General features: G+C 52.9%; 19 protein-coding genes. 6 read left to right on the top strand and 13 right to left on the bottom strand.

Annotated elements, in window-relative coordinates; genetic code table 11:
- Window positions 1-15 precede the first annotated feature (15 nt).
- Genes DWZ56_RS14920 through DWZ56_RS14910 form a run of 3 tightly spaced genes read left to right on the top strand, consistent with a single transcriptional unit; the run spans window position 16 to window position 1,363 of the window.
- Window positions 16-381, top strand: a complete 366-nt coding sequence (locus DWZ56_RS14920; RefSeq protein ID WP_118557428.1) for a BMC domain-containing protein — start codon at window positions 16-18, stop codon at window positions 379-381.
- Between the two features lie 11 nt (window positions 382-392).
- Window positions 393-821 (top strand): BMC domain-containing protein, encoded by a 429-nt coding sequence (locus DWZ56_RS14915; protein WP_118557427.1) that lies wholly within the window; start codon window positions 393-395, stop codon window positions 819-821.
- A 17-nt stretch (window positions 822-838) separates the two neighbouring features.
- Entirely contained in the window at window positions 839-1,363 is a 525-nt protein-coding gene (locus DWZ56_RS14910; RefSeq protein ID WP_118557426.1) for a EutP/PduV family microcompartment system protein, read from the top strand.
- A 40-nt stretch (window positions 1,364-1,403) separates the two neighbouring features.
- Here DWZ56_RS14910 and DWZ56_RS14905 read toward each other — a convergent pair whose 3' ends face one another.
- The 7 genes from DWZ56_RS14905 to DWZ56_RS14875 form a co-directional block, all read right to left on the bottom strand.
- Entirely contained in the window at window positions 1,404-4,538 is a 3,135-nt protein-coding gene (locus tag DWZ56_RS14905; protein ID WP_118557425.1) for an alpha-mannosidase, read from the bottom strand.
- A gap of 84 nt (window positions 4,539-4,622) precedes the next feature.
- Window positions 4,623-6,197 (bottom strand): FGGY-family carbohydrate kinase, encoded by a 1,575-nt coding sequence (locus DWZ56_RS14900; protein ID WP_118557424.1) that lies wholly within the window; start codon window positions 6,195-6,197, stop codon window positions 4,623-4,625.
- 96 nt (window positions 6,198-6,293) lie between these two features.
- A complete protein-coding gene (locus tag DWZ56_RS14895; RefSeq protein WP_118557423.1) occupies window positions 6,294-8,024 on the bottom strand; it encodes an FAD-binding oxidoreductase in 1,731 nt (576 codons plus the stop codon).
- A 40-nt stretch (window positions 8,025-8,064) separates the two neighbouring features.
- Entirely contained in the window at window positions 8,065-8,427 is a 363-nt protein-coding gene (locus tag DWZ56_RS14890) for a DUF1667 domain-containing protein (protein ID WP_118557422.1), read from the bottom strand.
- A complete protein-coding gene (locus DWZ56_RS14885) occupies window positions 8,424-9,830 on the bottom strand; it encodes an NAD(P)/FAD-dependent oxidoreductase (protein ID WP_118557421.1) in 1,407 nt (468 codons plus the stop codon). Before DWZ56_RS14885 ends, DWZ56_RS14890 begins: the two co-directional genes overlap by 4 nt.
- Complete coding sequence (locus DWZ56_RS14880) at window positions 9,827-11,545, bottom strand: NAD(P)/FAD-dependent oxidoreductase (protein WP_118557501.1); 1,719 nt, start codon at window positions 11,543-11,545, stop codon at window positions 9,827-9,829. Before DWZ56_RS14880 ends, DWZ56_RS14885 begins: the two co-directional genes overlap by 4 nt.
- A 485-nt stretch (window positions 11,546-12,030) precedes the next feature.
- The gene (locus DWZ56_RS14875; protein WP_118557420.1) at window positions 12,031-12,945 is read right to left on the bottom strand and encodes a PHP domain-containing protein; all 915 of its coding nucleotides are present in this window, start codon (window positions 12,943-12,945) and stop codon (window positions 12,031-12,033) included.
- Window positions 12,946-13,153: 208 nt separating this feature from the next.
- Here DWZ56_RS14875 and DWZ56_RS14870 point away from each other — a divergent pair, with 208 nt between their 5' ends.
- From DWZ56_RS14870 to lysS, 3 genes are all read left to right on the top strand, one after another.
- Window positions 13,154-14,038 (top strand): AraC family transcriptional regulator, encoded by an 885-nt coding sequence (locus DWZ56_RS14870; protein ID WP_118557500.1) that lies wholly within the window; start codon window positions 13,154-13,156, stop codon window positions 14,036-14,038.
- 22 nt (window positions 14,039-14,060) lie between these two features.
- On the top strand, window positions 14,061-14,648 hold the full coding sequence (locus DWZ56_RS14865) for a TetR/AcrR family transcriptional regulator (RefSeq protein ID WP_118557419.1): 588 nt from the start codon (window positions 14,061-14,063) through the stop codon (window positions 14,646-14,648).
- Window positions 14,649-14,784: 136 nt separating this feature from the next.
- Window positions 14,785-16,806 carry a lysine--tRNA ligase gene (gene lysS / locus DWZ56_RS14860; RefSeq protein WP_118557418.1) on the top strand — a complete coding sequence of 674 codons (2,022 nt, stop codon included), beginning with the start codon at window positions 14,785-14,787 and terminating at the stop codon, window positions 16,804-16,806.
- Between the two features lie 60 nt (window positions 16,807-16,866).
- Here lysS and DWZ56_RS14855 read toward each other — a convergent pair whose 3' ends face one another.
- The 6 genes from DWZ56_RS14855 to DWZ56_RS14830 all read right to left on the bottom strand — a co-directional run bounded on the left by DWZ56_RS14855 (window position 16,867) and on the right by DWZ56_RS14830 (window position 20,593).
- Complete coding sequence (locus tag DWZ56_RS14855; RefSeq protein WP_243095290.1) at window positions 16,867-17,901, bottom strand: GGDEF domain-containing protein; 1,035 nt, start codon at window positions 17,899-17,901, stop codon at window positions 16,867-16,869.
- 110 nt (window positions 17,902-18,011) lie between these two features.
- The gene (locus tag DWZ56_RS14850) at window positions 18,012-18,788 is read right to left on the bottom strand and encodes an HpcH/HpaI aldolase family protein (protein WP_118557416.1); all 777 of its coding nucleotides are present in this window, start codon (window positions 18,786-18,788) and stop codon (window positions 18,012-18,014) included.
- 112 nt (window positions 18,789-18,900) lie between these two features.
- A complete protein-coding gene (locus DWZ56_RS23345) occupies window positions 18,901-19,380 on the bottom strand; it encodes an alpha-L-rhamnosidase-related protein (RefSeq protein ID WP_118557415.1) in 480 nt (159 codons plus the stop codon).
- Window positions 19,377-19,949 carry an alpha-L-rhamnosidase-related protein gene (locus tag DWZ56_RS14840; protein ID WP_158584611.1) on the bottom strand — a complete coding sequence of 191 codons (573 nt, stop codon included), beginning with the start codon at window positions 19,947-19,949 and terminating at the stop codon, window positions 19,377-19,379. The genes DWZ56_RS23345 and DWZ56_RS14840 overlap by 4 nt, the downstream gene beginning before the upstream one ends.
- The gene (locus tag DWZ56_RS14835) at window positions 19,888-20,370 is read right to left on the bottom strand and encodes a family 78 glycoside hydrolase catalytic domain (RefSeq protein WP_158584610.1); all 483 of its coding nucleotides are present in this window, start codon (window positions 20,368-20,370) and stop codon (window positions 19,888-19,890) included. The genes DWZ56_RS14840 and DWZ56_RS14835 overlap by 62 nt, the downstream gene beginning before the upstream one ends.
- Before the next feature lie 4 nt (window positions 20,371-20,374).
- On the bottom strand, window positions 20,375-20,593 hold the full coding sequence (locus DWZ56_RS14830; protein WP_118557412.1) for an alpha-L-rhamnosidase N-terminal domain-containing protein: 219 nt from the start codon (window positions 20,591-20,593) through the stop codon (window positions 20,375-20,377).
- Between the last annotated feature and the right edge of the window lie 88 nt (window positions 20,594-20,681).

Here is a 20,681-nt window from a genome sequence, read left to right as displayed (position 1 = left end):
AGAGGAACCAGTGAGATGTCAAACGGCCATGAAGATCAAATCCGAATTGTGCAGGAAACAGTAGCCGGAAAGGAAATAACCTTTGCGCATGTGATGGGCGGCCCTGCTCCAATTGTATATCAGAAGTTAGGTCTAAATCCGCAAGTTGATTACAGCTCTTCCGCGATCGGAATCATGAATATGACTCCGCCGGAATCCGCAGTGATCGCGTCCGATATTGCCGTTAAGAGCGGAAATGTCTATCTTGGATTTGCAGATCGTTTTACAGGGACATTAATCATCACAGGCGAAATATCCGACGTAATGACCGCCCTGACTGAGATTGTGGATTTTTTCAGGGATTCGCTGGGATACGTAGTTTGTAACATTACTAAGAAATAGGAAGTGCCGTCATGGCCCATATAACGAAACAGGAACTGTTGGAAAAAATATTCAACGACGATTACGAGCATCTGAAGGGGAAAAAGCTGCGCATGACCCGCGTCCGGGTCCCCGGGAAAGAAATCTGCCTGGCTCATGTGATCAGCACCTCCCAGACATGTGTTTATCAGAATCTGGGGCTGCATATCGGAGTCCACGAGGGCGAAGACCATGTGGGCGAATCCATCGGTCTGATCCGATTTACCCCCTGGGAGGCGGTTGTAGCCGCTGCGGATATTGCGATAAAAAGTGCGGATATTGAAATAGGATTTATGGACCGTTTCTGCGGTTCTTTGATTATTACCGGAGGGATCTCCCAGGTACAGACCGCAGTGGAAGAAGTTGTTCGATATTTTAATGAAGAGCTGGGCTTTAAAACCTGCCCGATTCACAGATGCTGACTCTTAGGAAATGATAAATGAAAAAATTGTTTTTAATGGGAAGAAGTGAAGCCGGCAAAACATCCCTGACACAGGCTTTAAAAGGCGAAGAACTTCATTATGTAAAAACTCAATATACGGTTACAAAGGATGATACCATTGATTCCCCCGGAGAATATGCCGAGTCGAAACGCTTCAGCGTCGGTCTGGCATGCTTTTCTTTTGAAGCGGATGTGGTGGCGATCGTCCAGGCGGCGGATGAGCCGTATAATTTATTCAGTCCCAGCCTCCGCTCTTTTATTCTTCGGCCGCTCATTGGAATTATAACCAAAACCGATTCGCCGTATGCGAATGTTCCTATGGTAAAGCAATGGCTTATGAATGCCGGCTGTGACCGCATCTTTCTGGTGAACAATGTGACCAGAGAAGGCATTGACGAACTGATGGAGTACCTCGCAGAGGATCCGGCGCAGCTTACTCTTGAACAGGCCAAGTTTAAACAGAGCCTCGGTCTCAATGAATGGGATCCCTTACCGGAAGGAATCGATTATCCAGCCGGCTGATTTTCAAAATGAAAATCAGCCGGCTTTGTACTTCACTGTGTTACCTTATCTTAACCGTCCTGATTTCAAAAGGATGCAATGCAAATTCCATCCGCCCGTCCTCGCAGGATTTATATTCACCGCAGCTCTCCTCCAGGATATTGCTCTCACACCACTCCTTCATCGGGATACCGGCCTGAATCCGGATCTTATGAGAGCCTCCCAGGCACTCGTGGAACCGAAGTATCAGGCAGTCCTCTCCTTCGGCTTCCTTCACCGCATCAATCAGCACCGCATCGGAAGGATTCCCGTTCACATCCGTTACCGTAAACGCAGAGTACTTAAGGGCGGCGCGGCAGCCGGATATGCCATGCAGCGGCTGGTTTAAGCATACGCCTTCCCGGACAGTCCCGCCCTCCGTCACACTGCCGGCATGAGGGTACAGGGAGTAAGTGAACTCATGCTCACCCATATCCATCCGGTCATCCGGATATTTTGTGCTCTTTAACAGGGACAGCTTCATCACGTGATCCTTGATGCTGTAGCCGTATTTGCAGTCGTTTAACAGGCTCACGCCGTAATTGGTTTCCGACAGGTCCGCCCATTTATGGCCCACCACCTCAAACCGGGCATAGTCCCAGCTGGTGTTATAGTGGGTCGGCCGCTCCACGTGGCCGTACTGGATATCATAGGAAGCGTGCTGGCTTCTGACACTCGTTTCAAAAGAGGCCTTCAAAAGCCTGCAGTCCTCATGCCAGCTCACCTTTGTCTTAAAATCTATGCGCCCGCTGTCTGCATAAACAATTACATCCTGCACGATCTCCGATAAATTGTACCGGCGCCGGAAACGCAGCACGGCCCTAAGTCCGCCCATCTCCAGGACTTCCACCGGCGCAATAAGGCGGAATGTCTCCTTCTTCTGCATATAAAAGATATCTATGTCCCAGTTATCGTAATTTAGAGGGCGGTCCTCATACACTTCCAGCACATTGCCTCTTCCGCCTTCCTTTATCACCTCTCTGTCATTTACCTTGTCGTAGATGCTGCTGAAATTCCCGTCTAAGTCCCATGCCAGGCGGTAGTACGGCGTTTCGAGAACCCCTTCCGGGTCAAAGGCAAACGGCAGAGGTTCTGCAGCCCCCACGGATACGCGCTCACCGCTCACCGCTCTCACGGTTTTCATGGACAGGGGCTCCATGGGCACCTTAAGCAGATAACCGCCCTCCGTTCTCTGGGATGCAACCGCCTCTTTATCAGGACCCGTAAAGGCCAGTCCGTCTTCTCCCGGGACAAAGACCGGATCACATCTGTATAGAGACGTAGTATTATACACACAGTATGCGCCTTCTTCCTGCACGGTGAGGCATGAGAGCGCGGATGTTCTGACGCCCTCTTCTATGCGGCAGGCTTCCTCATATTCTTTCGCAGAATCCTCATAAACCTCATGTATGGAAGAGCCGGGGATGATATCGTGGAACTGGTTTCGAAGCACGATCTTCCATCCTTCCTTCAGTTCCTGCTTATGGCTCTTACCGCCGGCAACCGCCGCCATGGAAGACAGCCATTCCGATTCCGCGAGCGCAAATTCCAGGTACCGGTTCATCTTTTTATTATGAGCCTGGGAGGTATAGGTGCCTCTGTGGTACTCAAGATAGAGCTCTCCGTCCCATACAGCCGCCTGCTCCCCCGCCGCGTCCATCCGCTCATGCAGCAGATCGAAAAATTCACCCGCTTTTCCGGTCTTCACCGCGGGCAGTCCGGGCAGGCGGTCCATCGCCCGGCGCATCTTCAGCATATCCCGGTTGACGCCTCCGCCGCCGTCGCCGTATCCATAAGAAATCAGCGTATCCCTGCTGATCTCCTTATCCTTGAATTTCTTCCAGCTGCCCAGGACCGACTGCGGTGTGAGAAGCCCGTTATAGGTGGCGAACCGGGAGTCCATAGGCTGATTCGGCTCCGGCGTATTGATAAAATAAGTCATGATCTCTGTTCCGTCCATGCCGCGCCACCAAAACAGATCATGGGGCATGGTATTGAACTGGTTCCAGCTGATCTTGGTGGTGGCAAAGCTTGTGATGCCGCACTGCTTCATGATCTGCGGCAGCGCCCAGCTGTAGCCGAATACATCCGGCAGCCAGAGGAAGCGGCACTCATGCCCGAACTCCTCTTTCAGGAAACGGATGCCCTGCAGGAACTGGCGGCTTAACGCTTCACCGGAGCTGATATTGCAGTCCGCCTCCAGCCACATGCCTCCGTCCGCTTCCCACCGGCCTTCGGCGGCCCTGCGCTTCATACCCTCATAAATCTGCGGCTGATCCTGCTTCACGTAATCGTAGAGCTGCGGCTGGGACTGCAGGAATACATAGTCGTCAAATTCATCCATCAGGCGCAGCACGGTGGAAAAGGATCTCATCGCCTTCTCCCTCGTATGCTTCAGCCGCCACAGCCAGGCCACATCGATATGAGTATGCCCCACGCAGTGTACGGTGACTTTGCTGGTCTTTTCCATAGTTTCCAGCGCGCCGTTTACATATGCCAGAGCCTCCCCTACACTGTTGTAAAACTTATCCTCATCCCAGTTGACCAGACAGTAGGCTTGATCCAGCGCACGGATCAGATCCTGTTTCTCGGTCTGTTCATCCGGAATCAGCTTTGCCGTCTCCACAATCGCACGGGACAGATAGTACAATTCATCCGTTTCTTTATGCAGATAACCGATTTCCGCCCTCTGAATCCTGAGGTGCCGTGGCTCCTTGGATGGGCCATCGTTAAGCCCGGTCCATAAAAGAAAGGTCAGTCTCATCGGCTCTCCGGCCATCGATTCAAACACCACGTCCTTATGGTTTTTATCCATCCCCTGATAGGGGAGGCCATTCACATAAAGCATAGCTTCAAACCTGGGGTTGCCATCCCCTCCGGTATTTCCGAAATCAAACAATCCGATGGCCTCCAGGCCGTCCTCATGCGCTGGAACCGTTACATCCGTCTGCATCCATAAGTATTTGTCGAACCCGTCAAAGGTTTCCCCCACCTCCATACGGGAATTTCCCGTAATTTCCGGCGCCTGCGTATATACCTGATCCCTGTCCCCGCCGCCCGGGGCAACAAGAAAAGGGGTCACACTCTCCATCCGCATATAACGGCGTTTTTCCACTTCCCTCGTGCGCTTATCCAGTTTTTCCAATGTAAGTAGCATGTCAATCCTCCTGATTATCTCAAGAGCGCATCCCCGCGCCCCTATGCTGTGCGGCCAGGCCTGTGCCGCCTGCCGCCACTCATCCTACAGCTCCGGCTTCGCCCCGGCTCCGTAGATCTCATTGATCCTCTGATACAAAGGAGAAAGCCGTCCGTAGATTTTTTTAAATACTTCCTCATATAACATTTGGTAAATCCGGTGCTGCTCCATGTCGGGCTCGAATACATCCTTGACAGAGACCATATGCTCCGCAGCCTCTTTATAGCCGGAAAATTCCCCCAGCCCCACAAACACTGCCATGGCGCTGCCGATGCCGGACACCTCATGCGTCTGCGTGCGGACCGCCGGAAGGCCGAACATGTCCGCCGTAATCTGGCAGATTTCGTCGCTCTGAGCGCCGCCTCCCCCGAGCCGGATCTCCTGAAACCTGTGGCCGGACTGCTTTTCCAGCTGCCGCATGCCGTCGATCAATGCGAAGTTGATTCCCTCTATGATCGCCCGGTAGATGTGTATGCGCGTGTGGACATCGGAAAAGCCGATCACCGAGCCCTTAGCCACGGGCATCGTGGTATTGGGCGTGAAATAGGGCTGAAAGATCAGGCCTTCGCATCCCGCAGGCACCTCGCTCAACCGTTCATTTAAAAGCTGCTCCGCAGAGACTCCCAGCTGCCTCGCCATCTCCTCTTCCTTTTCGGCAAATTCTTTCTTAAACCAGGACACCAGCCAGTAACCCCTGAAGATCTCAATCTCCGGGGTAAAATGCCCCTTCATCACCGAAGCATAGGGCGGTATCCAGCGCTCCGGCTCCACATATTCCGGTGTGGTAAATGTTACGGTGGCGGTGGTTCCGAAGCTGATGGCGGCCCTCTCCCTGTTTATGCACCCCAGACCCAATATCTCACAGGCTTTATCGGAACCGGAAGCGATGACGGGCAGCCCGCATCTAAGACCTGTATCCGCGGCGGCCTTCCCGGTGATCTCCCCCATCACCTCTCCTGTTTCGGCGATATCGCAGAGCTTTTCCGGCTCAATGTCAAACACGGGCCTCGTCAGAGCCCCTTTCTTCTGCCAGTTTCTCGCCCTGTGGTCAAAAGGGATTCTGCCCACCATGCTGGCGGCACAGTCCACCATACGGCCGGTCAGTTTAAAGATCAGATAACCGCTGATCATCAGATACTTATAGGTCTTCTTCCAGGTCTCGGGCTCCTTTTCCATCATCCAGTTGCACTGGCCTTTTCGGTACTGCATGATCGCTGTCTGATCCATGCCAACGGCCTTAAGCATCAGCCTGGTGAGCTGGGAATACTTAGGCTTTCCTTCCGCCTTGCGGTTATCCAGCCAGACAAATGCCGGTCTTAAAGGCTTCCCTTCCTTATCCACACAAACCGTGGTGGCCCGGATCGCGGTGACCGAAACCGCCTCGATCCGCTCCCAGCATTCCGGCATGCGTTTCTTCAGCCCTCTGGCGGCAGAGCAGATATGTTCGTAATAGAAATCCGCGTCCTGCTCCGCCAGATCCGTATCCGGAGAAACATAAGGCGGATCATGCCTGCACTGCTCCTTTCCCAGTATCTCCCCGCGGTTGTTCACAAGAAGCGCCCTGGAACTCTGTGTCCCCACATCAAAGATCAATACAACCCGTTCTGCTCTTTCTTCCATACCTGCCCCCGTCTATATGGCATATGCCATATGATCACATCATACCTCATTGGATTATCCGTGTAAACATCAAATAAAAGAATTTGTACACCGCATTTACTGATTTGGAAACCGCTTTTTGTCTTCGGGCAGATCCAGTCCCAGGGTTCCGCCGGGATTCATATTGTATCCGGGGTCAAAATAGTCCTTAAGGGCATGGAATACGCCGTATTCCGTGCGTCCCAGCTGCCCCTCCAGCCACGGCGCGAACATCTTGCCGATGCCGTGATGGTGGCTCATGGCCGCGCCGGATTTCTGGATCGCGTCCAGAATGCTGCTGTGATATTCCCGGAATTTCTCCGCGTCGTCGATTTTGGTGATAAAGATGAAGTAGAGGTTGGCACCCTGCGGATAACAGTGGGACATATGGGTGGTCACAATGGTATTGGGCAGACGGTGGCAGACCTCCCGCACCTCCTTATGTACCTTCGCCATGTTGGACCAGTGCACCGTGCATTCCAGCGTGTCGGTCATGATGCCGAAATCCAGCATTGTATCGCGCAGATACGGATCGGTAAACCGGCCATGCTCCCAGCTCTTTGTGACAAAAGAGGTCAGGCTCATGCCGCCGCGCTCATGGGCGATGCGCCGTATGTTTTTCGCCACATTTTTGGAGTACCCTTTCTCCCCGTCCGTAAAACCGATGAACAGGCACCGCTTCATATCCTTATATCCCCTGATATCAAACAGCTTCTGCAGCGGTGTTTCATCCACATTGTAGAGCTTGAGCATCAGGCTGGTCTCCTCCGGGTCGGAGAGACGGAAGACCGAGGAATAACCGGCCTCGCACTGCATCATCTCTCTGGCCGCATCCATAGCGGTCTCCCAGTCCTTGAAGATAAAGGAAAAGCGTTTTCTGTTTTCCGGCATGTAACGGAATACCCGCAGGGTCACTTCCGTCAGCACGCCGAAGGTCCCCTCGCTTCCCATCATGATCTGATTCAGGTTAGGCCCCGTGGCCTCTCTCGGATAGGTGCTGGTGGTGACCGTTCCGATGGGGGTGGCGTATTTCTGGCCGGCTACGATATCCGTGATGCAGCCGTAATAGGTGCTGTTCTGGCCGGCGCCTCTGGTCACCACCCATCCCCCCACGCTGCTGTATTCAAAAGACTGCGGAAAGTGCCCGCAGGTGTATCTGCGCACCGCCTTTAAAAGCTCCGGCGCCCGGTTCAGCGTATCTTCCAGCTTGGGTCCTGACATGCCGGCCTGCACCGTGATCGTCTGATCCGTTTCGTTAAAGCCTAAAACCTTGTTAAAACGCAGCCGCATATCCAGAGAAATGCCGCCCTTCACCGGCTCCACCCCCATGGTAACGCTGCTGCCGCCGCCGTAGACGTAGAGCGGGATAGCATTTTTTGAGCAATAGTCCACAATCCGCTCCACCTGCTCCGTGGTATCGGGATAGACCACCAGATCGGGCAGACTGTCCACTCTCTTTTCACGCAGCCTCAAAGTATCAAAACCGGTCTTTCCATAGGCTACGGACAGCCTCGGATAGTCTTCATCGGTGACAAACTCTCTGCCCACGATCTCTTCCATGGCCTCTCTGTGCCTTTTCTCCAGCCGGCACGGCCTGTTCAGATGCACCTCATCCCAGCCGATATCGCCGTCATAATGGCTGAAATCCTCATCGGTCATACGGAACTGTTCCTTCATCATCTTGTACAGCGTTTCTTTCGGATATTTCACAAATTCCGGATCACCCCAGCGGAAAATAGAACGGTAGCTGTTCTTCGGCGCAGGCTCCTTCACCCATGCCGGCTCAAATCCTTTATACGGTTTGCTCATACTGGCTCCTGTCTGCGCTCTAAGGCGCGTTTCTGACTTTTTACTGTTTTGGTATCAATATGCCGCTGGTGGCGATCACATCCACGCCTAGTCCCAGCACATCTCTGATCACGGTTTCCCCCCGCGCCACCCTGCGGGTGAGATACACCTCATGGATGGCATGCATCACCGGAAATATCTGATCCTTTGGAATCGGAGCCGACACCCTGACCGGCAGTGCCGGAGCCTCTGGAAACGCGGTCCGCACGGTGGAGCAGACCGTCCTCATGGGACAGGTGAGCTCTGATCTTACAAACTCTTCCCCCCTCTTACAGCGGTTGCCCCGCACCAGAATGCGTCCGTCACTCTCTTCCACTTCCATCCTGCATCCGTTCGGGCAGACAATGCAGATCATCTCTTTCATCGGCGGCCTCCCTTCCCATCCGCGGCGGCGGTGTCTCTGACGGCAGCATCTCTGACGGCAGCATCCCTGACGGCAGCATCTCCGGCAGCGGCAGCGCCTCCGAGATCCTCCTTCTTTCCGGCGGTTACCTCATCTCCGGCCGTACATTCTCTGACAGATACCGTAACGCGCGACCCCGGGCCAAGACCCCAGCCTCCCGTATCCAGCTTTATGCGCTCCATCTCAGGCGGTCTTAGAGCGGCATAGGTCCTGCAAAAGACCTGTCTTCCATCGGCTTCAACTGTAAATACAGACTTTTTCATCTCTCTGCCGCTGCGAAAATACAGCACCGTTTTCTTTCCCTCCGGCCGGAGATGTATCCTCTGGGGAACCAGATACTGGAGCGACCGATCCGCCTCTAAATCGACCGTACTGACTTCTGCTGTCCCCCTGCCCCTCACATAAGCAGCCGCGCTCTGTCCCGCAAGTTCTCCGCTCTCCGACACATAGTCCACCAGATCATTGACATGAAGCGCATTTCCGCAGGAAAAGACCCCCTCCACATCCGTCATGAAATCCTCGTCACAGACAGGGCCTTTGGTACGGCCATCCAGCGTCACGCCCAGTTTGGATGCCATCTCGTTCTCCGGGATCAGCCCCACCGACAGAATCAGCGCGTCGCAGTCCACCCGGTAAGATGTGCCCGGCACCGACTTCAATTGCTCATCCACCTGTGAGATCTCCACGCCGGTCAGACGCTCCTCTCCAAAGACTCTGGTCACGGTATGGGACAGATAGAGCGGAATATCATAATCCTCCAGGCACTGCACAAGATTTCTGGTCAGCCCGGACGGCGAAGGCTTCACCTCATATACACCCAGCACCTTCGCACCTTCTAACGTCAGACGTCTGGCCATGATCAGTCCGATATCGCCGCTTCCCAAAATCACGCAGCGCCTTGTGGGCATCTCCCCCAAAAGATTGGTGAAATGCTGGGCCGTGCCGGCTGTAAACACGCCGGCCGGCCTGGTCCCGTGGATAAACACCTGTTTGGCCGTACGCTCCCTGCATCCTGTGGCCAGGACAATGCTCCCCGCCAGCCAATCCGCCATTCCGTCTCTGTTAACAGTTGTAACGAGAAAACCTTTTTCCTTTCTTTGTATCTCTGTTACAAAAGTAAGCGTCCGGCAGCCAATTTTCCTCTCATAAAATTCGTCTATAAAGCGCTCCGCGTATTCCGGTCCGGTCAGCTTTTCCCCAAAACGCACCAGCCCAAAACCGTCATGGATGCATTGCTTTAAGATGCCGCCCAGCCGGGCCTCCCGCTCGATGAGGAGCACCCGTGCCCCTTCTTTATCCGCGGATATGGCCGCCGCCAGTCCGGCCGGCCCCCCTCCGATCACAATCACATCATATTCCCTCATATGCTTTCCTTTCCCGCCTGCGGCCCATAAGAGATCACCGAATCCGGCCCCGCCTTACGCACCTCTGACAGGGGTACGCCCAGATATTCGCTGATAATTTTGGCCACCAGTGGCAGACAGAAGCCTCCCTGGCACCGTCCCATGCCGGGACGCAGCCTTTTCTTCACGCCGTCCACGGTGCAGACCGGCAGAGGAGATTTAAGCGCATCCAGTATCTCCCCTCTGCTGATCTCCTCACACCGGCAGACAATCACGCCATAATCCGGATTTTCTCTGATCAGCCGCTCCCTCTCCTGTCTGGGCAGCTCCCGAAGCCTGGGAATTCCCGCCCGCCTGGGCTGAAAATCCGGATTTTGCTCCACCTTAAAGAGCCTGCCAAGCTCATCCGCAGCCATCTTCGCAACGTCCACCGCCACCGCAGGAGCCGATGTCAGGCCCGGCGACTGTATCGCCGCACAGTGAATCAGGTTTTTTGTCCGCCGCCCCTTCTCAATCACAAAATCCTCTTCGAAGCTTGCCGCGCGCACGCCGGTGAAATAGGCGATGCTATCCGCCTGCTTCAGTCCCGGCGCAGTCATTTTCTGCTTGGAAAACACCTTGTCAACGGACTCCTGGTTTGTGGCAAAATTTTCTTTCTCACAGGTCTCCACCGCATCCGGCCCCACCAGCACGTTGCCGTCCACCGTGTGCAGCAGCCCGCCGCCCTTGCTGTGGGCCGGATTTTTCTTCAGCGTTTTGATGGAAGAGATCGATGAAATCAAATGTCCCGCCTTTTTATCCAATATTGAATTCGTCCCCCTTCTGGGATGGATGGAATAAAACCGGTCCCCGGCCATCTCTGCCACATCTTCTGCGAAAGTGCCGGCGGCATTGATCACCAGCCTGGGATACACCGTTCCGCGGTTGGTTCGGACACTCATTATGCGTCCCTCCGTCACATCCATATCCAGAACGGCCGTATTCAGCGAAATCCTGGCTCCGTTCTGCACCGCATTTTCCCCGTATGCGATAGTCAGACCGTATGGACATACACAGCCGGCGCTTGGATTATATATGGCGAACTTAAACGCCGGATTTAACTCCGGCTCCGCCATCCTAAGCTCCCGACGGCCAACCAGCCTCGTATCCCTTACACCGCAGATATGTTTCCTCTGCCACACAAACAGCCGCACAATCGGCCAGGCCACAGCATCCGTAAATCCCACGTACTGGCCGCAGCGCCGAAACGGCACATCCAGTTCCTCACAGATCCGGTCATACATGAGGTTTCCCAGCAGGACATAATGCTGCTTTAGGCTGCCCTTATTTAAATCCACACCGGGATGCACCTCCCCGTCATTTCTCCCCGAAGCCTGGACCGCCAGATCCGCCTCTTTCTCAACCAGCAGGATATCCAGCTTCCACTTCGTCAGTTCCCGTGCGATGCTGGCGCCGGAAATCCCGCCGCCGACGATCAGCACATCGGGCCGCAGGCCTTCCAGGCTCTCATCGCGGATATCCGGCACCCTCATGGCAGGAATCCGTACCCCCTCCAGCGCGATATCGTTCACCACATGCTTATCGCCCTTCCTCTGCACGCACATCGTACATGCTTCCACCGCATCGTTCCAGTCAGTCAGCCTGCCCGACACCACAATGCGGTCCTCTTCCTCTCTGACTGACACAGCTCCCCGATACTTCTTCTGCAATTTCCGGTTCAGCTTCGCAATATTCATCTTCCCCATTCCTTCTGCCTTTTAAGGCTTACAATCAAGACCTGCCCAAGTCGCCCGCATGACCGACTATATATTCTTATTTTACCAAATTTCACCGTTTGCGTCAATCGTAAAACAGGGTGAACTTACTATTCAGAGTTACCACAAACCTCCCGCGTATGGCGGGGAGCGCACTCTATTGAATAAATAAGAATCCCGCTCGCGGGATTCTCCGCCTGCGGCGGGCCGCTCTGGCGGCATAATACCTTCCCGCCGCAGTGCGTTCCTAAGCGGAGCGTTTTTTATTCAATAGGCCGTATTCTCCTATTGAATAAAAAAATGGCGGGAGCATTTTAAACGTTCCCACCACAATTATACGCTTATTTTATTGTTCACTTTCCACTTTTAACAGTATAGACCCATCCATAGAAATAGCGTCCGTCAGGTCGTAAATATCGGCTGTTGTCAGCCTGTTGTCTGATATGTACTCGTCTGAACTGTCACTTTTAAATTGGTATGCAGGAGCTGTATCTGTGATACAATTCCCGTATTTCATCATCCGACGCCAGGCATCCGTGGCCGCCGACACGGATGGCAGGTTTCGTTTTGCCGTGATAATCGCTGCCACAGGAAACGAACAGGCCGCGCGATTTTGCCTCGTTAAAGTAGTAGGCCGCCTCATCTTTGCTGTGATAGCTGCTGAATGCCTCCAGTCCGTCTATACCGGGCTTGAGGACCTGTTCCAGCAGCTCTTCGCGCCCTCTCAGATTGACGCCAGGATGGGCGAGCACCGCAAACCCTCCGTTTCTGTGAATGATATCCACCGTACTTTCAAGGCGTGGATACCGGATTTCCACATAACACGGCTTGCCCTGGGAATAATAGTCCCAGTAAAAATTTACGTAGGGATTATCGCCGCGGACGCCGTTTTCCCGATAGGGCAGCAGCAGAGGATGCCTTTCATAATCGGGATGGTGAAGCAGCACCTCCCCAAACATCTCCCCTGTCCAGCAGTCCTTCCAGTAGCTGTTTTTTGCCGCCCTTTCCATATCTTCTTCCGTTATCTCAAAGCCCAGCTCCCGTGTCGCCAAAAGCATCTTGTGCGAGGCCTCACGGCTCTGTTCCTCTACATTTTTCTCGATCGCATTAAAATCCTCACTTCTCCAGTCGATTCCGTACCCCAGCACATGCAGGTTCACGCCGCCGAATGTGCAGTCGATTTCCACCGCGGGAACATATTGGATTCCCGCCCGGGCGGCCGCCCGTTCTCCTTCTTCATGGGCCTTCACACAATTGTGATCCGCAATGGCCATTATCTTAATTCCGCTCTCCGCGCACTTTTCAACCAGCTCTGCCGGTGAATACTCCCCGTCGTCGCTGTAGCAGCTGTGCAGATGCATATCCATAAAATCTCCGTTCATATGCGCATCTCCTTTCCCCTTATGTCTGTACCGGTGTCACTGTTCACGGCTGCCGATCAAGCAGCGCATAGCGGGGCGTTTATGACCACCGCAAACAGTAACGTACCTGTTACATGGTATTAGGATACATTGTTTTGGGTCTTGATTCAATTTCATTCCGGACATATAATATAAGAAAAACGACTGTTTAGTTGCGGAGGTGATCCCCCTGGGACTTCAAACATGCAGCCTGAATCTGAACCGCGGCTCCAAAGAGCTGCAGCCCCACGGAACTGTTGAATTTCCGTGCGCCGGATTTTCTTCACAGTATACGGACCGCGCGGACGATGCCATACCGTGGCACTGGCACGAGGAGCTGGAAATCCTCTACCTCAAGGAAGGTTCTTTAAAGCTGCAGATACCTGAAAAAACAATTCCTCTGACGCAGGGCGAGGGATTTGTGATTAATTCCAACATCCTGCATTACGCCGCGGCGGACCCGTACTGCAAACTGCATTCCATCGTATTTCATCCGTCCCTCATCATGGGAAACGCTGATTCCGTCTTCGCCGAAAAGTATATCCTTCCGCTCATCGGATGCGGCCGTTTTGACGGATGCCGCCTGCCCCTGAAGGATGAGTTTACAGCCGCCTTTGACGCGCTCGCCTCCGATGCATTCGGATATGAATTTACTGTCCGTGAGGCGCTCTCCAGGATATGCCTGACTCTGTACCAGAGCTACGCGGCTGATAGGGACGGGTATGTCAGGCCTGATCAGGACAGTGCGCGCATTCATAAGATGCTGGATTTTATTCATGAGCACTTCATGGAAAATCTGGATCTGACCCTCATAGCCAAAGAGGCACACATAGGAGAACGCGAATGTCTGCGCTGCTTTTCCAGGGTCATACAGGTATCGCCCATGCAATATCTGATCAAATACAGAGTGACCCAGGCAGCTTCTCTGCTGCTTAAGAATCCGGACAAAAGCATTGCCGAAATATCCATTCAGTGCGGATTCGAAAGTCCGAGCAATTTTTCGCAGATGTTCAAACGCTATTACCGATGCACCCCCAGGGAGTATCGCAAGCTGAATCCGGAAAAACAAAAGTAAATAGGAAAAGAGACAAACGCCAATGGCCGCACCCCGAAAAGACAATGTAAAAGAATTGATCCTGGATACCGCAGAAAAGCTGCTTACAGCCAGCGCCCTCGCGGATATTTCTCTCGCGGAAATTGCCCGCACCGCCGGCATCTCCAAGGGAACGCTGTACTATCACTATAAAAATAAGGATGAGATCCTGCTGGATCTGACGGACAGATATTTAAGCAGGCAGTGGCAGGATCTGATCGACTGGACCGGCGATGCCACCAAAGACACCTCCATAAACCGGCTGGTCAAATATGTGCTGGAACGCGATGTGTCCACCGCGGGCCTGCGACTGCACTTTTTCTATGACGCGATGCTTGGCAATGAGCAGATCCGCCAGAGGCTGCTGGACTGGTATACACGTTTTTCCAGCCTGATCGCGGAAAAAGTCGGGGAACGCACGGATGTGATCCCATCCGGTTATCTCACCTGGCTCCTGCTGCTTTTGTCCGACGGACTGTTTATCCATAAAACCATCGGCAATACGGGCATAGATACGGCGGCTTTCATACAGGAAACCTCTGAATATGTGCGGCGCCTTATGGCATCAGGAAGCGCAAGTCCGCTCTTGTAACCTTTTTCATCTCATGATATAATGTCGTAGACTTGCTGATTTTCTATCTGCGCAGCAGATAGTTTGCTATGGAAATCATGCGCTTCCCAAATTTTACTTTTTCCGATACCAACTAGGAAAGGATGAATAATTAAAAATGCATTGGTCAGAAGAAATTGCAAACAGAATCGTTAAAAAGAATCCGGATAAGGAAGAATATGTGTGTGCCGCCGGCATCAGCCCTTCTGGCTCCATTCACATCGGCAACTTCCGCGATATTGCCACCAGTTATTTCGTAGTTAGGGCTTTAAGAGGCATGGGCAAAAAAGCCCGCCTGCTGTTTTCCTGGGATGAATTCGACCGGCTGCGCAAGATTCCGGTAAACGTTGAAAAAATCAATCCTGATATGGAAAAATATATCGGATGTCCCTATGTGGACGTCCCCAATCCTTTTGATGACGGCGCCGCCAATTACGCCGAGCACTTCGAAAACGAATTCACCGGCGCGCTGGAGCAGTTCGGCATCGATGTGGATTACCGCCATCAGTCCGTCATGTACCGCAGCGGCAAATATGTGGACTACATCATCCTGGCGCTGAAAAAGCGCGGGGAGATCTTCGACATCCTGGACAGCTTCCGCACCCAGGACGCCAAGGAAGGGGAGAGGGAGGCCTATTACCCGGTCAGCATATACTGCCCTGTCTGCGGTAAGGATACCACTAAGATCACTTCCCTGTCCGATGACTGCGAGACAGCCGAATATACCTGCGCCTGCGGACATCACGGCACCTTTCATTTCCGCGAAGACTTCAACTGTAAACTGGCATGGAAGATTGACTGGCCCATGCGCTGGATGTATGAGGGCGTGGATTTTGAACCGGGCGGAAAGGATCACGCGAGCCCGGGCGGCAGCTACGATACCAGCCGCGTGATCGCGAAGAAGATCTTCGGCTATGAGGCTCCGATCTTCCAGGGCTACGAGTTCATCGGCATCAAGGGCTCCACCGGCAAGATGTCCGGTTCTTCCGGTCTGAATCTGACTCCGGAAACGCTGCTTAAGATCTATCAGCCCGAGGTCATACTGTGGCTGTACGCGAAATCAGAGCCAAACAAGGCGTTCGATTTCTGTTTTGACGACGGCATCCTGCGCCAGTATTTTGAATTTGACAGGCAGTACAATGCCTATCAATCCGGCGAGGCGGACGATTATGTCAAGTCCATCATGAGAAACTGCCTGATAGACGGCAAAGAAATCAAAACCGTTCCGATGTCCCTGCTGGTACAGCTGGGCTCCGTGGTGGATTTCAACGTTCCGATGCTGGAAACCGTATTTACAAAAATCAATACACCCTATAAATATGAGGATTTCCGGGAACGCCTGGATCTGGCCAGATACTGGCTGGAGCAGTGTTCACCGGAAAATGCGAACCATCTGCTGCCGGTTCGCAATTGGGAGGTATATGAGGGCTTAAGCGAAGATGAGAAAAAGGAGATTGACCTGCTGCACGGTACGATCTGCCAGGGAGGCTATACGCTGGACGAGCTGAACACCCGCCTCTATGATATTCCGAAGGAAGTCTTCGGCGCGGATTCTCCCAATCTGAAATCCATACAGGGAACCTTCTTTAAAAATGTATACAGGCTGTTAATCGGCAAGGAAAAGGGCCCCAGGCTCTATCTCTTCCTCTATGCTATCAGCCCCAACCGCTATACCTTCCTTCTGGATTTCTCCACACCTAAAACGGCGGAGGAGGAAGCGCCTGCGCCTTTGGCCGGAGAGACTTCAAACACCGCCTCCGAGGAGACGCCCGCTGCGGTCTACGGCGATCCGGATCCCGTACAGCCGGTAGCTTCGGAGATCACCAGAGAGGAATTTGATCTGATTGACCTTAGAGTCTGCAAGGTGCTGAAAGCGGCGGAAATCCGTAAATCCCACAGCTGCTTAAAGCTTACGCTATTTGACGGCCTGAAGGAAAGGGTCATCGTGTCCAGCATCAAAAAGGAATATAAGCCGGAGGACCTCATCGGCAGAAAGATCATTGTTGTGGTCAACCTAAAGCCCGCACGTTTCAGCGGCGTCACCAGCGAGGGGATGCTCCTTGCCGGCACAAACAACGCCTGCGGCTGCAAACTGATTTTTGTGGATGACAGCGTGCCCGAAGGCACCAGGATCTGCTAATAAAAGGCCCTGAAAGAGCGATGTATATTTCGTCTCTTTCAGGACCTTTTTTCAATTAACTCATTCCTCTTCTCCAGCAGGCTTTAACGGATAGCAGTGATGCAGGATCAGATTGCCCGGCTCAATCTCCAGTTCACGGTAAAACGCATTGCTGATGCGAAGCGCGATGCTCTCCGCATCTCTCTCCTGCACATCGGAAGCCATGATCAGGAACTGACAGCTGCTGTACTGGGTGAACACATCTCCCAGGCGCAGAGAATTCTGGATTACCCCTTCCAGTATTTCCATATTATCTTCCCGGTCCGTAAGCTCTGGGAATTCACCCCTGCCGTCCGTAAGCGTCAGCAATATGATATACACGCTGCTCTGCGTCCGTCGAAGTCTGCGTTCCACAAACCGGTATATGCTTTTGAAAGTATCATAATCCTGACAGTAAGCTCCCTGCAGCAGCTCCTGCTCCGCAAGCTCCCTGCGGATGCGTTTCATATCGATATCAATGCCTTTTTTCATCCAGGCATCTTCACCGCGCATGGTTCTCCCCACGTTCTTTCTGTTTCGTCTGCGCTTGTTCTGTATCAGCTTCTGATCTGCCCGTTCAAACATGCTCAAATAGCTGTCTCCCTCGCAGTACTGGCTGTATCCTATGGATATGGTGAACTCCGGAAGTCCGCTCTGTTCCGTAATCCTTTCAAGCCTCTCCCTGATCTGTCCCGCACGTTTCTCCGCATAATTCAGATCCTGTTTTGCCGGCATATAGATGACAAATTCATCCCCGCTGATTCTGCCCAGTATATCATTTTTCAGGATCATACAGCTTAAAATTCTCGCAATCTGTTTTAGCAGTTCATCTCCGGCGATATGCCCATGCAGATTGTTGATCTGCCTGAAATAGTCCACATCGATCAAAAACAGAAAACCGGATTTTACCCGTTCCAGCATGTCGGATATCTTTTCCTCTGACGTCCCACGGTTGTAAATACCGGTAAGTCCGTCCCGTTCCAACAGATCACACAGCTTTTGATTCTCTTTTTTCAAACTCTGTATATCCGGATCCAAACCACTCACCTGCCATCGCATTTTCTCATCATTTAACATACCACTCACCCAGCTTTAATAATAATATGTATTTTTTTATGAGTCAATATATATGGCGAGATCTGCTCTAAATTTGTAGCAAACTGCAGTCTGTCGCAGAAAAGCATCTGTCAGAATTCCTTCACCGCGTCAAAGTTTGCCTTCAGCGCGCCGGACAAAGCTCTTGCATCCTGCCCGAACACCGTCCACTGCACACCCTTTCCCATGATCCTTTCGGCGTCCTCCTTTGTAGGGCCCATGGCGGCCCCCAGATAAAGCCCCCGCGCGCGCACTCTCCTGCAGATATCATCATATACCCCGTCCAGCGTATAGTTCTTGTCCCCTCGGTATCCCGCAATGGATCTAGAGAGATCGGCCGCACCTATAAAGATTGAATCGATGCCTTCCACGTCCATAATAGCATCCAGATTCTCATACCCTTCCAGGGATTCGATCTGCATGATTCTCATCACATTCCTGTAACCGGAGGCCAGGTATTCGCCTTCGTCCAGCAAGCCGTAGCGGATAGCCCTGATCGGCCCCTGTCCGCGGATGCCGCCGGTGTCCGGATAGGAGCAGGCCTGCACAGCGGTCTTTGCAATACCGGCATTATGTATAAAAGGGAAAATGACGCCGTCCGGTCCCATATCCAAAATCGCTTTTAATAAAGAAGGCTCTGCTGACGGCACTCTGACGATGGCGCAGCAGCCGCTTCCCTGCGCCGCAACGATATGGCGCAGGATCTCCTGCCTGCCCAGCGCTCCGTGCTCCGCGTCAATCCAAACATAGTCATATCCGATCCAGCCTGCCATCTCGCTGACCGCCGGATCTTCCATGGTCAGGAAAAAGCCCTTAACCAGTTTTCCCTCATTCATTTTTTCATAAATTCTGTCCACTCTGCTGTTCATTGTAATCTCCATTTCTGCCCGACTTTCGTATTGGCCGCAAGGCCTGCAGCAGCCGCGCATCTTTATATAATAAGTATAGCGGCATGCAGATTAAAAAGCAATGGCATCCGCGCTAAAATACATTTACGCCCGCATGCAGCCTGATGGTCTTTCCTTCATGATAAAATACCGCTTCCATGTCCGGAACCGTAATCTCCCATTCCGGTAGCTGCCCCCGGCGGTAGCTCACCTCGATTTTACCTGCATCTGCCGTAATGTGTCCTTTCACAAAATCCAGTTTTGAAGGTATCTGCGGACGAATTTCAATCCCGCCATATCCGGGCGCAGTTTCCCGAATCCCCAGGATATATTCAAACAGGCAGTCGGTTACAGCGCCGAACATATGGTGATCATGGGAGCCGTGTCCGTCCCAGCTCTCCCACAATGTGGTAGCGCCAGCTTTCCTCATATGAGAAAATGAGACCTTCGCTTCTGAAGTCAGCAGCTGATAGGCTGTATCGGCAAAGCCATGTTCAAAAAGCATTCTGGTCAAAATATATGTGCCAAATATTCCGGTATCATATGCGCCTCTCTCTTTGTACTCGCGATTCATCCGCTCTGCGGCCGCTTGATCTTTACTGCCTTAAGCGACGCGGCAGCCTGGCGTTCGATCTCATCTTTCTTCTCATCACATCCCAGGATGCCCGCAATCTTTTCCATCATCCCCATACATTTAATAAAATAATAGGTGTTCACAAGAGGTTCCGGAATCTGTACGCGCTCATAAGTGCACCAGTCTCCCAGGCACCATCCGTCCTTTTCCTCCGACGTCACCAGATTTAAGACACAGCGGCTCTGCATATAAGAGAACCATTTCAACATATGCGGCCAGCACTCGGCCAGCAAATCCCGGTCTTTAAAGTGCCGGTAATATGTATAGGGCACGATCACCACAGCGCCTCCCCAGCCGCCCGGACCTCCGCCTCCTCCATAAAACGGAGCGGTGTGCTGCACATGTCCGGTGTCCGGATCCTGGCTGTCCAAGATATCCCGAATCCATTTACGGTACAGCCTGCGGCTGTCCAAAAGCAGCATGGCCGCGTTGCAGGTCAGCTGTCCGTCACCGGTATAACCCAGCCGCTCCCGGTGCGGGCAGTCCGAAACGATCGCGTAATGCATCATCGCCGGATACAAAAGAGGATGTGACGGCCACATCACTGTGCACGGCGATCACTTCCACTTCTTTAACATCACCCGTTATTTCGATGAAGCGGAACCCTTTGACGGAGAATCTGGGCTTGAGCCTTCTCTCCCTGCCGGTCAGGTATTCATCGCACTGTATCTGCTGTTTTCCGCCCGCCGATGTGAAATCCAGCTCACCGTCCGCTCTCAGCTCCTCCGCATACCGGATGATGATCCTGCCTCTGCCGGTACACGTCGCATACCCCGTCAGATTCTCCCCGGCATCGTAGATGCTCCGGCCGCCGCTGCGCCTGATAAGCTTGGGAGAAAAGGATCGGATCTCTCTGTCCGCAGGGCATTCCTGCCTGCTAAGCGTTTGAATTGGCTCGGCCAGCGCAACCGGGCGCTCTTCCGGCTCCACAGCGTCAAAATCCCATTTTTCTCCGTAATAGATAGTCGGACCATGCCGGTACCATGAGATCTTCAGAAACCTTTCGCCCGTTTATATACAATTCAAAAAAACCCAAACCGCAGATCGAAATTTTTGCAGACTTCATCCCTCCCTCAACAAAAATCTTGCCCAACATGATGGGGGCCTCACAGTCCTCATCCGGCCGCACCCATTTTGCCTCTTCCTGAATCATCCGTTACCTCCCCGCCGCCGGCTATCATAGTTTGGGTCTACTATATCACGAATAGTTCTGCGCTTCAATTCCATTGTCCCAACCTATA

Source organism: Lachnotalea sp. AF33-28 (assembly GCF_003477885.1).
Lineage (GTDB): Bacteria > Bacillota > Clostridia > Lachnospirales > Lachnospiraceae > AF33-28.
Note: the sequence above shows the minus strand (reverse complement) of the source record. Positions and strands in the feature narration are given on the sequence as shown.

Excerpts from the sequence above, each read along its gene's own strand:
- DWZ56_RS14900 (WP_118557424.1), bottom strand. The coding sequence starts at position 6,197 with ATGGAAGAAAGAGCAGAACGGGTTGTATTGATCTTTGATGTGGGGACA.
- DWZ56_RS14875 (WP_118557420.1), bottom strand. The coding sequence starts at position 12,945 with ATGAACGGAGATTTTATGGATATGCATCTGCACAGCTGCTACAGCGAC.
- DWZ56_RS14895 (WP_118557423.1), bottom strand. The coding sequence starts at position 8,024 with ATGAGCAAACCGTATAAAGGATTTGAGCCGGCATGGGTGAAGGAGCCT.
- DWZ56_RS14905 (WP_118557425.1), bottom strand. The coding sequence starts at position 4,538 with ATGCTACTTACATTGGAAAAACTGGATAAGCGCACGAGGGAAGTGGAA.
- DWZ56_RS14850 (WP_118557416.1), bottom strand. The coding sequence starts at position 18,788 with ATGAACAGCAGAGTGGACAGAATTTATGAAAAAATGAATGAGGGAAAA.
- DWZ56_RS14890 (WP_118557422.1), bottom strand. The coding sequence starts at position 8,427 with ATGAAAGAGATGATCTGCATTGTCTGCCCGAACGGATGCAGGATGGAA.
- DWZ56_RS14840 (WP_158584611.1), bottom strand. The coding sequence starts at position 19,949 with ATGATGCATTACGCGATCGTTTCGGACTGCCCGCACCGGGAGCGGCTG.
- lysS (WP_118557418.1), top strand. The coding sequence starts at position 14,785 with ATGCATTGGTCAGAAGAAATTGCAAACAGAATCGTTAAAAAGAATCCG.
- DWZ56_RS14910 (WP_118557426.1), top strand. The coding sequence starts at position 839 with ATGAAAAAATTGTTTTTAATGGGAAGAAGTGAAGCCGGCAAAACATCC.
- DWZ56_RS14885 (WP_118557421.1), bottom strand. The coding sequence starts at position 9,830 with ATGAGGGAATATGATGTGATTGTGATCGGAGGGGGGCCGGCCGGACTG.
- DWZ56_RS23345 (WP_118557415.1), bottom strand. The coding sequence starts at position 19,380 with ATGAATCGCGAGTACAAAGAGAGAGGCGCATATGATACCGGAATATTT.
- DWZ56_RS14855 (WP_243095290.1), bottom strand. The coding sequence starts at position 17,901 with ATGTTAAATGATGAGAAAATGCGATGGCAGGTGAGTGGTTTGGATCCG.
- DWZ56_RS14920 (WP_118557428.1), top strand. The coding sequence starts at position 16 with ATGTCAAACGGCCATGAAGATCAAATCCGAATTGTGCAGGAAACAGTA.
- DWZ56_RS14830 (WP_118557412.1), bottom strand. The coding sequence starts at position 20,593 with ATGATTCAGGAAGAGGCAAAATGGGTGCGGCCGGATGAGGACTGTGAG.
- DWZ56_RS14915 (WP_118557427.1), top strand. The coding sequence starts at position 393 with ATGGCCCATATAACGAAACAGGAACTGTTGGAAAAAATATTCAACGAC.
- DWZ56_RS14880 (WP_118557501.1), bottom strand. The coding sequence starts at position 11,545 with ATGAATATTGCGAAGCTGAACCGGAAATTGCAGAAGAAGTATCGGGGA.
- DWZ56_RS14865 (WP_118557419.1), top strand. The coding sequence starts at position 14,061 with ATGGCCGCACCCCGAAAAGACAATGTAAAAGAATTGATCCTGGATACC.